This is a genomic window from Pedobacter hartonius (assembly GCF_900107535.1).
GTDB lineage: Bacteria > Bacteroidota > Bacteroidia > Sphingobacteriales > Sphingobacteriaceae > Pedobacter > Pedobacter hartonius.
This window is the reverse complement of record NZ_FNRA01000003.1, coordinates 468,545-484,320: the sequence shown is the minus strand read 5'-3', so window position 1 is coordinate 484,320 and position 15,776 is coordinate 468,545. Positions and strand designations below refer to the sequence as shown.

Here is a 15,776-nt window from a genome sequence, read left to right as displayed (position 1 = left end):
GTCATGATTTTAGTTTTTAAGCGAAGTGAAACCTGTACCTGTTTCGATAGTACTCAGCGCAGAAGTTTGTGTCAGCGGAATACTGGTTACTGTTCTGCCCGCCACCCATTGTCCTGTAGATGCATCGTAAATACCGCCAAGCTGTGTAAAGTTTCCTGTTGCAGGTAGAGTAAGTTTAGACGTATTGGTTCCGCCTCCGTAAAAGCCCTGTGTAAGACGTGTTACCGGGTTAATGGTGCTGTAATAATCAGTATTTGTGATGCGGTAGCCGATTTCCGGTGGGCCTGGTGCATACACTGTACCATTACCCCCGTACATGATCGCATCCAGGGGAACCGTTGAAGCGTTCACCATGATACCCCGGAATACGGCTATACCGGCCACATTTCCGCTGTTGGCCAGCAGGTTGCTGGTTGCCGCGCCAAAGTCTGCACCCGGAACACTGGCGTACTGCGTACTGTTAATCCACGGTGCTGCACTGATATCGGTAGAGCCCGCTCCCCAGATATTCTTGCTGCCTCCAACATAGAAGAACTGCCCTTTGCTGACCCTGCCCGATACGAGGTTAAATTTATAACTGCGCGCTGCACCAACAGCCCATCCATTAGCGGGAGCAGGATTGGTGCCCGCATTGTTGCAGGTAACGAGCGCATAACTGGTAACGGCGAAATCCACATCCTGTGTAGCCATCAGCTGAACATATTCGTAATTGCCATCCCCACCGTTGGGATCTGTCAGGTAACCGGTGATGATCACGGGAGAAGGCTTGATCAGCGGCAGCTCGAAAACGTCGTCCAGTATACGTGGCCATAGCTGCACAACGACTTTACCGGCGCTGTTTGCAATAAAGGGAATACCGGTGAAATTGGCACTTGCCGGAATTTCCTCGCCCGCGAAGGATGCGCTGGGTTCTGTATGCAGAGTCACTTTGCCAAAACCATCATTGATGGTTTTATCTCCGCTGAAGGTGTCACCGGCCTGAGGTTCAGGCTCTGTAACTGCTTTGCTGATGGTGATCAGGGTACTTTCATATACATCTGGCGATGCACTCAGGGCTCCGGATTGAACGGACTGAACTTTTAATGTCTTCACTTCGGCTATTTTGCTGACAGCTGTTGCCGCCAGGCCTTTGAGGCGCATACTGCCGTTTACCCTGGTCAGGGTGGCACCTGTCACCTGCACTACTACGGAGTCTCCCTGTTTGTAGCCGGCCGCAGCGGCGCCCAGTTCAAGTGCAATACCCCTTAATGCATTTCTGCGGTAGTTCTGTACAACCAGAATACCGGCAGGTGTATTGGCTGATTTTGCATCGGAGATCACTATACCACCGATCTGACTGGCACCTGAAAGGTTTTCCGCGTTTAATGTAAGATCACTGCCTTTGTAGAGGTCTTTCAGATCGACCACCGCTATCACAGGGCTCAGCGTTCCTTCTGCATAGTCGTTCTTCTTGCAAGCAGAAAAGGCAGTGATGGCAATAATGTTAAGGAATAAATATATCTTCTTCATTTGATGAATGATGTGATTTTATCATTATTAATATTTGTCTTTCAATAAATTAACTATGGTTTTTGCCACCATACCTGAGTGCTGATGTCATCAGGCCCCTGCACTGCCACCGCTGCTTTATAATGCTCAGGATTAGATGACTGTACGTAAACAGGATAGTTCAGGCATGCAGGCATGATCCCGTTATTGACCAGGCCGCTGCCTTTTGGCAATATGGGATGGCCGGTGCGGCGGTACTCAAACCATTGCTCAAAGTCGGTAGCGAAGAGCGCGTAATATTTCTGCTGATGGATCAGTTCCATTTTCTGATCCAGGCTTGCGGTATTGCTAAAGGTAATATCCGCACTGGCCAGGTAGGTTTCGATGGGTGATGTAAAAGCTGGCACCCATAATGTAATGCCTGACAACACACCATTGTTATAATAACTTTGTGCATCACCTGCTATCCATCCTTTAGAGGCAGCTTCGGCCAGGATAAACTGCAGTTCCGAATAGTTCATGATATTGCCCATCAATGGTTCGTTCATCAGGGTAGTAGCGGAGGTGGTAGAGAGGAAATACGATCTGTTATCTATACCACGTCCCGGTGCATAACCGCTCGGGATACCTGCATATCCTCCCTGATAGGTAGCTATAGACAAGCGGCCTGTGATTAATCTTGGATCAGCCCAGCGGTTCAGGTTATTGATGAAAAACTCGGCAATGCCTACCGACCGCCAGTCCTGTTCGCGTACGCCACCGATAAAAGGGGAGGTTAATGCGCCAACACCCGTCCAGCGCAATATCGCGGCATCGGCATTGCCTGTCATCAGTGGATAGGCGGCAGGGTTGGTATCCACGATCTCTTTGATCTTGGCGATGCAGGCCGCTGAAATTTCGGCCTTGCCGGAAAGCCTGAGCAGCAGGCGCAGGTAGAGACTATTGCCAAACTGTCGCCATTTTAGCGCATTGCCGTTGTAAACCGGGTCGCTTCCGCCATTCACATTCCTGGCACCGATCAGTAAAGTGTCTGCTGTTTCAAGCTTTTTGAAAATATCCATATAGACGTCTTTCTGCTGATCAAACTTAGGGGCAAAGTTTCCCTCTTTGCCCATGTTAGACTCAGCGTAGGGGATATCACCATAGGTATCGGTCAGGAGCGAGTACACCCATGACTGGCAGATCAGTGAGATGCCCATATAGGTTTTGTCATAGGTGAGCGGCTGACTGGCCACTGTGTAAATATCCTTGAAGTTGGTCAGTTGCGTGTACCAGTTATTCCAGGTATTGTCAGCCCAGGTACGCCTCAGGTCGTAACGGAAAACTTTGCCCTCTCCGTCTCCCGGGTCTACAGTAACCTGCATCAGTTCATTGTTAAAATTGCGGTTGCGCAGCATGTTGGTGCTTACGGTGTTGACCAGAGCGGGTGCCAGCAGTTGCTGAGGAAGCGCGTTCGGGGTGCCATTGGGGTCTGTATTGAGCGCCACGAATCCTTTTTTACATGCTGAGAGTACAAGGGTAACTAACAGAAGGGCAGATATGATCTTTAAACTTTTCATTTTTCTAAATATTAAATACCGATAACCAGGTTAAAACCAAATGTCCGGGTGGAAGGGAACTGTGCAACTTCAAAGCCCTGTACGATGTCACTTCCGTCAAGCGTTCCGAATTCAGGATCAAAAATTGGCCATTTGGACCAGATGTAGAGATCCCGGCCATATACACCTACTGTTGCGCGCTGCAACCCCAGGCGGTGCGTAAGGTTCTTGCCGATGGTAAAATCAAACCTGGCTTCGCGGAACTTGACAAAGTTGGTGGAGAAGGTATTGCCTTCCGCATTGTCTATGCCATAGTGTGAACGGTAGTAACCGTCAATGTCTGTAGCAGTTACATCGTTTTTACGGTAGCTGCCATCTGCATTTTGTATCACTCCGTTACCAATAATGCCATTATATCGTCCTGGCAGTGTGTTGGTGGTTTTACCCTGTTCTGCCAGTTTGTAATTGGACAGGGAATAGGCAACGGCACCGAACTGGGCGTCAAATAAAAGGTGTAAACCAAATTGTTTGTACTTGAAATCGTGACCCAGGCTGGTCTTCCATTTGGCGGTAGTATTACCGAGATAAACAAGATCGTTCGACAGCCTGGCGAATCCCGTTGCTGCATCGTACACGATCTGTCCGTCAGGCGCGCGGAGATACCCGCGGCCATATAAATCGCCCATGCTTCCACCAACTTTGGCAACGATCTGGCCGCCTCCGGTTGGTCCGTTACGCAGTACTACGGCACTGTCGGCCAGCTCTTTTATTTTGTTCCTGTTGGCACTGAAAGTGGCAAAAACCGTCCAGCTGAAACCACCCGGATTTTGTATAGGCACGCCATTAAGTGAAAGCTCCAGTCCTTTGTTGTTCACGCGGCCGACGTTGATCACCGCCTGGCTGAACCCGGAAGACTGATCGATGGTACGATTGAGGATCTGGTTTTTGGTATTGCCGGAATATACGGCAAGATCGAAGCCCAGGCGGCTTTTTAAGAAGCGCATTTCGGCACCGAGTTCCAGTGTGGTGGTACGCAGCGGCTTAAGGTCCGGATTGGCCAGTATGCGTGGATTTTGTAAACCGCCGGAATAGGTACTGCCGGCACTGACATAGTTGAAAGTGGTTTGATAGGGGTTAGTGGTTCCGCTGCCTACGCCCGCCAGTGATACCCTGAGTTTGGCGTAGTTGATGGCTTCCGGTAGCTTGAAGGCTTCCGAGGCGATAAAGCTTAAACTGGCAGAAGGATAGAAGAAACCCACCTGGTCTGTCCTGTTGGCTGTGGCCAGCGTGCTTACCCAATCCTGGCGTGCGGTGATATCCATATACAGATAATCCCTGAAGCTGGTGGAAAATAAGCCGTAAAAACTATTGATGGCATACTTGGATTTGAAGGGCGATGTAACCAGTGGCCCTGCATTATTAGCCAGGGTATACACACCGGGGTATACCAGGGAATCTGCGCGTACTTCATCCCTGTTGTAATTGTTGCGCAGCATACCACCACCACCGGTTGCTGTAACCGTAAAATCTTTATTTACCTTTTTATTGTAGCGTAACAGGAAGTCTCCGCCTGCTTCCTGGGAATAGATATTCTGTGTCCGGTAAGATCCCCTGGGATACTTGGTGCCAGCATCGTAGGGGCGTTCCTGGGCGCGTTGCTCATAACCCATATCGAGTGTTGCTCTTACCTGAAGGCTCAGCTCATGGGTAATTTTATATTCTGCCTGGACGTTACCGGTTACCGAGTTGCGGTTTGATTTATTGATAAATTCCCGGGAGATTGCGTAAGGGTTTTCCGGGAAGGAGCTGAAAGGATAGAAGATGCTTTTGCCTTCCTGTCCGGTTTTCCAATAGTTCTTCAGCCAGTTCAGATCGGCACTGGGCTGCCAGAAGATATACCAGTACATCAGCGACTGGTTACCGTATCCCGCACCGGGCAGGTTGTCGCTGTTTTTATTGTTGTAATTTACTTTTGAGCTGATGGTCAGCTTATCATTTATTTTGGAGTTTACGGACAGGGCGATACTGTTGCGGGTATATCCTGTATTCGGTGTGATCCAGTGGTTGGTAACATTCGTGGCCGAAAAGCGGGCAGATGTCTGATCTGTACCGCCATCTACACTGATGGAATTGGTATAGGTACGGCCAACGTCAAAAAACTCCCGGCTCTGGTTTTTGTACGGAACCCAGGGCGTTCTCACTGTCGACTGTTTCTGGGTGAGCGGGTCAAGCTGGTAAAATAGCTGCCCGTCAAACTTTGGCCCATAGGCGGAACTGGTGGCACTGGTACTTGGGCCATCCGGGCCGGCACCAAAGGAGTAATATCTTGATCCAGCGGTTCCCTGTCCGTACTCGTATTGCAGGTCGGGCCAGCGGTTTACCGACTCCATAGAGGTATTGGAGTTGAAGGTGATTCCAAGCCCTGTCCTTTTGGTTCCGGATTTGGTAGTGATAATAATAGCTCCGTTTGCACCCCGCTGCCCGTATAATGCTGCGGCACCGGGACCTTTCAGTACCGTTACATTTTCGATATCTTCGGGGTTAATGTCGTTCAGGTTACTTCCGTAATCTGCCGGCATAATGTCGCTGCTGGTACCATAGGCAGATTCACCCGCGTTGGCAGTCCGCCTTCCGCTACCCTGGTTGATGACTACACCATCCACCACAATCAATGCTTCATTGTCGCCCGTCAGGTTGTTTTCACCGCGGAGAATAATCTTGTTGGATCCTGCAGGCCCGCTATTGGAGCGGACGAGGTTGAGACCGGCTACTTTGCCGGATAGCGCATCCGTCCAGTTTCCCGAAAGTGCGTTCGTCAGCTGTTCGCCTTTTACGTCTGTTACGGCATAACCAAGTGCTTTTTGCTCACGTTTAATACCAAGTGCGGTGACCACCACTTCATTCAGGCTATTGTCAGCCCCGGCAAGCGAAACATTCAGCGTGGTCACTCCATTGGCCCTGACGGTCACATTGGCCATTGTTCTTGTCTGGGAGGAAAGGTAGCTGAACTCAGCCGTATATACCCCTGCATCCAGGCTCATGGTGTAGCTGCCATCGTTAACCGACATTACGGCAATACCAGCTGCACGAACATTGATGGATGCACCCGGGATAGGCGCGCCTTTATCATCAAGCACTTTACCCGTTATTTTACCTTTTCCCTGCGTCTGCGGGATAATCAGGATATTCTGTCCGGCTGTTTGCCTGAAGGTATATCCTGTACCCTTCAGCAGCAGGGTAAGGGTCTCTTCCAATGAACGGGAAGCCCTGGCGATTTTTACCATCCTGTTCTCATCCAGCTGGTTATTATTATAGCTGATAGAGACATTGCAGAGTTTTTCTAAGGTTTGAAAGGCGCTTTTGAGCGGTATATTTTCAGCTTCGAAGCTGATATTTCTGTTGTTTAAAGGCTGCGCACCTGCGCTTATGACGCTAAAAGGGATGTACAGCATTAACAGCATGGTTAATAACCACAAATTTTTCATATTTTTACTTTGATTTTTTAATTCTAGTCTGAGTTTAAATGTCAATTACGGCCTGGGATTGTTACAGCAATTCCGGGCTTCATGAGCCTTAATTTAGGGTAAATACTATTTCATGATCTTTCCTCCTTTTTGGTTGTTGTTTGAAATAAACAGGTGTTTTCCATTTTGTGTATAGGCCAGGCCTGACAGCAGTGCCAGGTTATCCATGGTTTCCTGCAGTGATATATTTCTGAATTTTGCGGTCAGCCTCACTTTACTGAGTTCAGGATCCGTAAAATCTATCTCTATTCCATAGTGATGTTCCAGGGATTTGGCAATGTCTTTCAGAGAGGTATTGTGAAATACGAAATCGTGATTAATCCAGGAAACCACCTCTTCCGCATCTGTCGTGCTGAAGGTATATAAGCCGTTTTGGGTATTGATACTGATCTGTTCATCGGGAAGCAGGTACCTGACCACCTGATTGTGTCCTTTAGTTTTTGCCACTACTCCAACTTTTCCCGTTTTTACGGTTACGGCAACTTTATGTTCGTCCACATAAGCTTTTACATTGAATGAGGTGCCCAGTACTACTGTGGTAATTTCTCCGGTTGTTACTGTAAAAGGCTGGTCTGCATGGTGGGCCACATCAAAAAAGGCTTCCCCGTCCAGATCAACAGGACGTGTTTTCCCCCTGAATTTTTTTGGGTACTTTAGCCGGCTGCCTCCACCAAGATAAACTATGGAACTATCGGGCAATATGAATTTGGCCTGCTTACCGTTCAGATTGCTGACGAGCTGGTATTCTTCGCCGGCGCCGGAAACATATCTGTATGCCACCGAACTGAGGATGCAGCAGATCAGGCAGGCGGCCGCATAAGCCATCCATTTCCGCTTCGGAGCCTTTGCTGCTGCAGGTATTTCCTCCCGGAGGATATGGGCATGTATTTTTGCCCATGCTTTTTCCGGATGTACAGGCTGTTTAAAATACGACTTTGACGCTTCCAGGATCTGGATGGTTTCACTGAACTGTGTCAGGTGATCCGGGCTTGCTTCTATCCACTCCCGTAATTCGCTGAGGCCGTCATCACTGATGGTCTTCTCAAAATACTCGATAATTAATTTGTAGCTGTTATCTTCCATTATTGTCTCTATAAGGAAGACAGATTTTGGAGTGATCTTACGTATCCGCAAGCATTAACGTTATATTAACAAATCGTTAAGTTCCCAGGGTGGAATTGCGAAAGTCTTTTAACAGAAGGCGGAGTTTTCTGATAGATTTATACAGGGTCGTGTCTACGGTACGAACCGAGATGCCGAGAATGTCGGAAATCTGCCGGTTATCCAGGCTGTCGATATGGCTCATCATCAGGATCCGCCGCTGGCCAGGGGGCAAGGTGTCAATGAGGTTCAGGATGCAATTGTAGGATTCGCGGCTGGAAAGAATTTTGAATGGGTTGTTTTTGTCCTGTAAAGCCGACTGGTTGATATTCAGATCTTCAATGGAGTCTACCGGTTCTTTCTTTTTCTGATTGTAGTTGAATGCCTGATTTTTTGCAGATACAAACAGGTAACTTTTGATGTTCAGAATGGCGGCATGCTGCCTGCTGTCCCAGAGTTTAATAAAAAGATTGGCAATAATCTCTTCTGCTATCACATATTCTCTGGTATAAACCGAGCAGAACTGACATAACGGTTTATAATAGCGGCTAAAAAGAGTTTCAAGTGCTAAAGGATCGTTTTTCTTTAAGAGACCAGTTAACGCTTCATCGGTGAGTTCAGAATACATGCCAAATTCAGTGTTTCAGCAAAGTTAAAGATGTGATATTATCTTAATGTTAAATCAGCACTGAAATAGTTGTGAGGAATTCAGCGATGGACCGGCGCTGCGTGATTTATTTGGAAAGAAAAGTAGATTGTGCTTTGCCCCGCTGATAATACGATTTCAAAAAATATAAAGGAATGTTTGAGTCCTGGCCGGCCTGTTCCTGCAAAAAGGAATCGTCAAGGTTAAAGTAACCGGGAGTGTTTTCATATTCATCGATAGTAAACGATTTAAATCCCATAGTCCAGGATTCAAAGTTTCTTGCTGATAGTTCTCCCTTATCGAGTATGATCAGATCGTTATGCCTTGGATCTGTCTGAATAAAATTAAATATTCTTTCTACTTCCAGCTTTGATCCCTCCAAAACCTGCATAAAACGTCCGCTCAGTTCAGCACTTAGCTGTCGTTCTGCAAGCGCTACAAATAATCCTTCTATATAGATCAGCATTCCTGTAATCCCATGATCTGAATTCCATTTCCTGGATTGCTCCAGGATCAGCAAGAGCTCTTCATTTAACATGAGGTGTGCTGATTTGCTGGCATATATTAAATAGTATTCCATCTTTTTTTTGTAAGGTAGTCTTTGAATCTGTTAAGGGGGCTTACAATTAATTATTTTACATGTATAAATGTAGCTTCAAACAGGTATAAAGGTCTGTTTATTTGCCACAGAAGAAGACATTCTTCATAAAGATTATGCCCTCTTTTTGAGAAAGATGCTCGACGGACTTCCTGATTCATTCTGCGGCTGAGCCATGTTTTTAAACTCAACGGATGCAAAGCCGAACGGGAAGAGATCATGATGCTGGAGACAACTGCGGAAGAACTGGATTGCAAGATCAGGGATATTGTATTCATGCTTTTGCCATCAAATTATGATACGTATTGTCGAAACATTGAGACAAAACCAGTCTCTTTTTAAATTAAAAAACCTTTGTTTTGAGAAGATATCGGATTGAATATAAAACGTATTCAGGCTTTGTCCCCTCAAACAACCAAATATTTACAGATGAAAACTAAAAACTACTTTTTCGCACTGATCTTCACCTTTACCCTCGCGTCGGGATATGCTCAAAAAGCAAAAAAGCAACCGGGAACGGTATGGCCGGTAGAAAAGGCAGATACATGGTATAAAGCTCATAAATGGCTAACAGGTGCAAATTATATTCCATCTAATGCGATCAATCAGCTGGAGATGTGGCAGGCGGATACTTTTAGCCCTGATCTGATAGACAAGGAACTGGGATGGGCAGAGAACATTGGTTTCAATACCATGCGGGTCTTTTTGCATAGCCAGGCCTATAAACAGGATCCTGAAGGCTTTTTAAAGAGAATGGACCAGTTTCTGGCTATTGCGGAAAAGCACAAAATTACACCGTTGTTTGTATTCTTCGATGACTGCTGGAATAAAACCAATACGATAGGCAAGCAGCCGGCACCAAAAACCGGCGTGCATAATTCAGGATGGTTACAGGATCCGGGTGATCCGGCCTATAAAGAAGAAGCGAATTTTCCTGACCTGGAGAAATATGTGAAAGCTGTGCTAACGCGTTTTGCGCAGGATAAACGTGTGCTGTTATGGGATCTGTACAATGAGCCCGGAAATAGTGGCAAAAATGAAGGTACTATTTTATTGCTGACCAAAACTATAGCCTGGGCCAGATCTGTCAATCCGGATCAGCCCATCAGTATTGGATTATGGAGCTGGGGACTCGAAAAGTTGAATGCATTGCAGTTGAGTAATTCTGATGTGGTCACATATCATGATTATGAAGAACCACAGTGGCATGAGCGCGTGATTCAATTGTTAAAAGCTAGCGGCCGTCCGTTAATTTGCACGGAGTATATGGCAAGAGGCAGGAACAGCAGGTTCTCAAATATTTTGCCGCTGCTGAAGAAAGAAAATGTAGGTGCCATCAACTGGGGTTTTGCGGCAGGTAAAACAAATACCAAGTATGCCTGGGATACCCCTCTGGCTGATGGTTCTGAACCAGTTGAATGGTTTCATGAGATCTTTAACCCCGATGGAACTCCTTACCGCAGGGATGAAACAGAGTTGATCAGAAAGCTGAATTCAAAATAACTGCGCTATGGCGTAGTTATTAGGACGTCTATAAGAAATAAAAGCTGCAATTTAAAGCGCATTATCAGGCTATGACTTCTGCTAATGCCTATTTAGCCGATAATGGCTTTTCAGGCATAAAATATTTAGGAGCCAGGTTGAAGTATTCTGCCAGGGCATTAATGTGCTTTAAATTGTATTTAGCAGGATTGTTGTAATTTTCAACATTACCAATAAATGACGGGCTGGTATTGATAATTTTACCGAGATCACTTTGTCTCAGATTATGCTTGTGCCTGAGCGATATAGTTACATCAATTATATATTGTTCTATTTGTTCAAGTGATGTGTGTTTAGGCATGATGTTAGAAATTACGTCAAACAAATATATCATGCTGCATTCGTAACCGCAGAGAGGGTATACACGTGTTTTATACTGGTGAAATAGCATAAAAATATGCGTTAAACCACATGTCTTTTCCGCCCGAAATATTTCTATCTGAACATGTTGAAGAATGTCACATCTAAGGAGTGATTTATTCCTGCTCTTTTATTGCCGCAGGAGTGTTTGAATCGTACAGTTCCTTTTGTTTTTTCAGATTGAACCTGAAAAGCTCTTCGGTTGTGACTAATTTTCGGGTGCATTTATCGATATCTGTGCCTTCTTCAGACCATAAATAAGGGCGGAAACTATAAGATTTGCTTCCGTCCAGATCAGTGATGAACTGGTTCCAGGTAGACCATCTCAGGCCTTTGTAAAAGGCAGAAAGATCGCTGTCCAGACAAAAAAGAATAAATTCGCTGTATCCCGCGTTGAGCGGTTCCCAGTTCAGGCTATTGGGAGCGAGGTAATAGATGTTTTTCAGATCTTTGCCAAATGCACCGTAATTAATGGCGAAGAAACCCCCGACGGCGTCATCTGCAACCAAAAGATAATCTGGTTTATCACCAAATTCCTTAATCGTTTTTCCTTTATTCCAGGCTGAAACAGAACGGTTGAGTCTTGCGCTTCCCGAGCCCAGGATACGGATCCAGCCGTTGTCGATCATCATTCCGCCACTGTTATAAATGACAGCACCCAGGGTAGAGTACGTTGATACCTGCGTGTTATACAATACCTCGCTGGCTTTCACAGAGTCAAAGCCGAGAACTTCCACTTTGTTTTTGGCAGAATCGATCCATTTCTGTACAAGTGGCCATGCCGGATCAGTTTTATTGATCAGTTCATCCAGGCTTTGCATTTTGTTCTGAGCAAAGGCGGTTGACGAAAGGAAACTTACAAAGAGTATGGAAATGATCCTGGATGCGTTTTTCATCGGTATTACTTATCTGGCTCAAAGATATGACAATATGTTAGCCTATTATAATTTCATAAGCGATCTTGAAGATCTCTTTTAATTTTTCAAGATTCATTGGCTTCGAAATATATTCATCCATTCCGCCTTTCAGGTAGATATCTCTTTCCTCAGGCATTGCGTTGGCGGTCAGGGCAACGATGTAAGGCTGGTAGGAAAGGGTCTCTCTGATGACTTTTGTGGCTTCCATACCATCCATAACAGGCATTTGAATGTCCATCAGCACCATGTCATAATGATCCAGTCTCAGTTGTTCCAGTGCCTGTTTCCCGTTGTCTACCAGTTCAATCTGGTAACCCAGCTTATTGAGCACGCGCTCAATCAGTTTCTGATTGATCAGATTATCTTCGGCAACGAGGATCTTCAGGGGAAATATTTTGCTGAATCCTTCACTGAGTACCTGAATTGGTTTTTCTTCTGACGGGCCTGTGATGGGAAATATAGAAAATTGCTTTTCTATGCTTTTCCAAAGTTGCTTTTGCTTCACTGGTTTGGTAAGAATTGCCCTGAAGAGATTGGAAAAGTTCTTCATGCTCTCATCACCAATTGAGCTGAGCATAATCACGGGTAACTTACTGTGGACCGCTTTTACTTCTTTGGCGAAATCTATCCCGTTCATTTCAGGCATTTCCATATCAGTAATCACCAGTTCAATGGTGTGGTCGTCCTTCATCACCTGCAGCGCTTCCTGTCCGGATGATACGGTGATGGGTATAAATCCCCATAATTCCAGTTGTGTATTCAGGATTACCCGGTTCGTATAATTATCGTCTACCACCAGAATGTGTTTTCCTTTGATATCGGGCCTGCTTGCCTGCAGCGTATTGGTGGCAGGTTGACTACTGCTTTTAACGGTCTGGATTGTAAAATGGAAAGTAGAACCCTCGTTCGGTTTGCTCTCCACCCAGATTTTTCCGCCCATCAGTTTGACGATACGTTCACTGATCACCAGACCCAGGCCGGTACCCCCATATTTACGGGTGGTAGAAGAATCTACCTGTGAAAATGGTTTGAACAGGTCATCCAGCTTATGCGCCGGAATTCCGATTCCGGTGTCTCTGATGCTAAACTCAATGATCAGGTGCTCATTCTCGAGCCGTTTATTTAGGCTGACATTTAAAAATACCTCCCCCTTTTCGGTAAACTTAATGGCATTATTGACCAGGTTGATCAGCACTTGTTTGAGCCTCAGGCCATCACTAACGATATATTGCGGCAATTGAAATTCGATGTCGTAGAGCAGGTCGATCTTTTGCCTTGCCGATTTTTGGGAAAAAATATCCATTACCTCTTCTATGCAGTTCCTCAGGTTAAAATCCTCCTGTTCAATATCCATTTTTCCGGATTCTATTTTCGAAAAATCCAGGATATCATTGATAACGCCCAAAAGGTTCTCGCCACTTTTGATAATTGCATCGGTATATTCTTTTTGTTCTTCGCTGAGCGGTGTTTCGGTTAAAAGGGATGCCATTCCAACCACACCATTCATTGGCGTCCTGATTTCGTGGCTCATACTGGCCAGGAATATACTTTTGGCCTGGTTGGCCTTGTCGGCCTCATTGCGCGCAATGTGCTCCTGCTCCCTTTGGTATTCCAGCTCTTCCGACTGTGCCTGCAGTTCTTCTGATTGTACCTGAAGCTCCTCGTTTATTGACTGCAGCATTTTCGACTGTGTAGATAACTCGGCAGTGCGGTCTTTTACCAGTTTTTCAAGCGTTGCTTTCTGCCGGATGATCGTATTCATCCTGAACCTGTACAGAAGATAAACAACAGACAGAATCACTATTAGCATCAGTGATCTGAACCACCATGTCAGCCAGAAGGGGGGCACGATGGTAAGCTTCAGACTGATCACAGACCGTGACCATCCCTCGTCATTGTTCCGGCATCTGACCATAAAGGTATAGTTGCCGGTAGGCAAATTGGTATAGGCTGCGGAATTTTTACTGCCCACATTGTTCCAGCTTTTATCAAAGCCTTCTAACAGATAAGAGTAGGATTTTTTACCATATGATAAAAAATCAAGAAAGGCATAATCAAAAGATACTGTAGATTGCTCATAGGATAAGGTGATGGACTTCGTTTCAGAGATATCCTGCTTTAGTACAGAAGTATCTTTACTGTCCCTTGCAATATATACTTGTTTGTTAAAGAGTTGAAAACCAGTCAGCAAAAGCGGAGCTTCGGATCTTATTTCCCTGATCTGGCCGGGATAGAATTTATTGAAGCCATTTACACCACCAAAGAACATTTCGCCGGTGCTGCTTTTGAAAGCCGAATGTGGCTTAAATTCATCGCCCTGCAAGCCATCTTCTGAGGTAAAGTTTCTGAAGATCTTCGATTTTGGGTTAAACCTTGATAAACCCGTATTGGTACTAACCCAGAGGTTGTGGCGGTCATCTTCCAGAATGGCATAAGTAAAATTATTTTGCAGGCCGTCTTCTGTAGTAAAACGGCTGAAAGTTCTGGTAGAAGGATTCAAAAGATTAAGCCCATCAAAGGTACATAACCAGATATTACCGGTATGATCTTCCAGCATACTGACTACTGTATTATTACTTATGCTGTTTTTTCCGGCAGTATGTTTAAAGTGTGTAAATGTTTGTTGTTTAGGGTCAAAGAGATCAAGGCCGCCATCATTTGTACCCACCCAAAGGTTGCCCTGCCGGTCCTTTAGTAAGGAATTGATACGGTCGCTACTGATGCTTTTTGCATTGTTGATATTGTGCCGGTAATGGATAAACTTATTGGAGGCGGGATCAAACAGATCCAGGCCACCGCCAAAGGTGCCTATCCATATTTTTCCATCCGGATCGGGCAGTATGGTATATATATTATCCAGACTTAAGCTGTTATCATTCGCGGCATTGTGTCTGTAGGTCTTAAACTGGTTTGTATTCAGGTTTAAGATGCTAAGCCCGGCACCCCATGTAGCTATCCAGAGTTGCTGATGATGATCTTCTTTCACATCAAGAATGTAATTGCCGGAGATGCTGTTTTTTCCTTCCTGATGTTTAAATACGGTAAACTCTTCGGTCTGCTTATTGAATAAATTGAGTCCGCCGCCATCTGTACCTATCCAGACATGATGATCCGAGTCTTCAAAAATACTGAGTACAAAATCATTAGAGAGGCTATTTGCATTCATACTATGCTTAAACTGTGTGAAGGTGGATGAACCTTTTAAAAGTACGGGTCTTCCTGTCAAATAAATTCAGCCCCTTTTGCTGGTCGCCCGCCCAGATATTATTGCGGCTATCTTTATATACGGCAAGAATGTTATTACCACTTATACTTTTTTCATCCAGTATATTGTTGCGGTAATGAATAGCCTGGTTAAGTACCGGATTAAAGAGATCTAAACCGTCATTCTGAGTTGCTACCCAGATTTTACCCTGATCATCGAATACAATTCTGTTGATAAAGTTGCTGGCAATGCTTCTGGCATTCCCATCTTCATGATAATAATGAGAAAATCTATTGGTCTTCCGGTCGAACTTATTAAGCCCGCCGCCAAGAGTTGCCACCCAGATATTTCCCTGTTTATCTTCAGCAATATGTGAGATGTAGTTGCCGCCGATACTGGAAGAGTCATCGGGGTTATTCCTGAAGATCCTGATCCGGTATCCGTCATATCTGTTTAAACCATCGCGGGTGGCGATCCACATAAAACCCTTTTTACCCTGATATATAAAATTTACATTCCTTTCCGAAAGGCCATTTCTGGAACCAATATGTGAGAAATGTATTTGCTGATTTTGTGCGAACGCCAATGTAGAGATTGCCTGAAGCAAAATAATCAGCAAAAATTTAAAGTTGGAAATCAAGTTGATGAGGTTAATAGATTGAGTATAGCTGTACTCCGGCAAAGGTCTTTTGTACAGGATACAAGATAATATTTATTGTTGGAAGTGTCCGAAATACAAGGATAAATCTTCAATAATTAGTTTTGTTAATTTAGCGTCCGCTGAGCTGCAGGCTGATACGCCAAAGGATAGTTTTGTGACCACACTGATAACCGGCGTTCTGCTGCTGTGCCTGGCA

At 45.2% G+C, this 15,776-nt stretch carries 11 protein-coding genes; 1 reads left to right on the top strand and 10 read right to left on the bottom strand.

The genetic code is table 11. The features are described 5' to 3' along the window. Positions 1–9 precede the first annotated feature (9 nt). The 6 genes from BLW16_RS08145 to BLW16_RS08120 form a co-directional block, all read right to left on the bottom strand. Entirely contained in the window at positions 10–1,509 is a 1,500-nt protein-coding gene (locus tag BLW16_RS08145; RefSeq protein ID WP_090556044.1) for a DUF5689 domain-containing protein, read from the bottom strand. A gap of 53 nt (positions 1,510–1,562) precedes the next feature. Beyond that, positions 1,563–3,047 carry a SusD/RagB family nutrient-binding outer membrane lipoprotein gene (locus BLW16_RS08140; RefSeq protein WP_090556043.1) on the bottom strand — a complete coding sequence of 495 codons (1,485 nt, stop codon included), beginning with the start codon at positions 3,045–3,047 and terminating at the stop codon, positions 1,563–1,565. A gap of 11 nt (positions 3,048–3,058) precedes the next feature. After that, the gene (locus BLW16_RS08135) at positions 3,059–6,511 is read right to left on the bottom strand and encodes a SusC/RagA family TonB-linked outer membrane protein (protein ID WP_245735175.1); all 3,453 of its coding nucleotides are present in this window, start codon (positions 6,509–6,511) and stop codon (positions 3,059–3,061) included. A 105-nt stretch (positions 6,512–6,616) separates the two neighbouring features. Beyond that, on the bottom strand, positions 6,617–7,633 hold the full coding sequence (locus BLW16_RS08130) for a FecR family protein (protein ID WP_090556042.1): 1,017 nt from the start codon (positions 7,631–7,633) through the stop codon (positions 6,617–6,619). Positions 7,634–7,709: 76 nt separating this feature from the next. After that, entirely contained in the window at positions 7,710–8,279 is a 570-nt protein-coding gene (locus BLW16_RS08125; RefSeq protein ID WP_090556041.1) for an RNA polymerase sigma factor, read from the bottom strand. Between the two features lie 106 nt (positions 8,280–8,385). Beyond that, positions 8,386–8,877: a BLUF domain-containing protein gene (locus tag BLW16_RS08120; RefSeq protein ID WP_090556040.1), complete on the bottom strand. Its 492-nt coding sequence runs from the start codon at positions 8,875–8,877 to the stop codon at positions 8,386–8,388. Between the two features lie 447 nt (positions 8,878–9,324). Here BLW16_RS08120 and BLW16_RS08115 point away from each other — a divergent pair, with 447 nt between their 5' ends. Next, positions 9,325–10,398 (top strand): cellulase family glycosylhydrolase, encoded by a 1,074-nt coding sequence (locus BLW16_RS08115; protein ID WP_090556039.1) that lies wholly within the window; start codon positions 9,325–9,327, stop codon positions 10,396–10,398. Positions 10,399–10,486: 88 nt separating this feature from the next. Here the strand turns inward: BLW16_RS08115 and BLW16_RS08110 are convergent, their stop codons facing one another. The 4 genes from BLW16_RS08110 to BLW16_RS08095 form a co-directional block, all read right to left on the bottom strand. Then, positions 10,487–10,738, bottom strand: a complete 252-nt coding sequence (locus tag BLW16_RS08110) for a helix-turn-helix domain-containing protein (RefSeq protein WP_090556038.1) — start codon at positions 10,736–10,738, stop codon at positions 10,487–10,489. Positions 10,739–10,913: 175 nt separating this feature from the next. Beyond that, the gene (locus BLW16_RS08105; RefSeq protein ID WP_175470514.1) at positions 10,914–11,693 is read right to left on the bottom strand and encodes a DUF2625 domain-containing protein; all 780 of its coding nucleotides are present in this window, start codon (positions 11,691–11,693) and stop codon (positions 10,914–10,916) included. A 37-nt stretch (positions 11,694–11,730) separates the two neighbouring features. After that, positions 11,731–14,880, bottom strand: coding sequence for a hybrid sensor histidine kinase/response regulator (locus BLW16_RS08100; protein ID WP_090556037.1), 3,150 nt, complete (start codon positions 14,878–14,880; stop codon positions 11,731–11,733). Positions 14,881–14,887: 7 nt separating this feature from the next. After that, positions 14,888–15,505: a ligand-binding sensor domain-containing protein gene (locus BLW16_RS08095; protein WP_394332012.1), complete on the bottom strand. Its 618-nt coding sequence runs from the start codon at positions 15,503–15,505 to the stop codon at positions 14,888–14,890. Positions 15,506–15,776 lie beyond the last annotated feature (271 nt).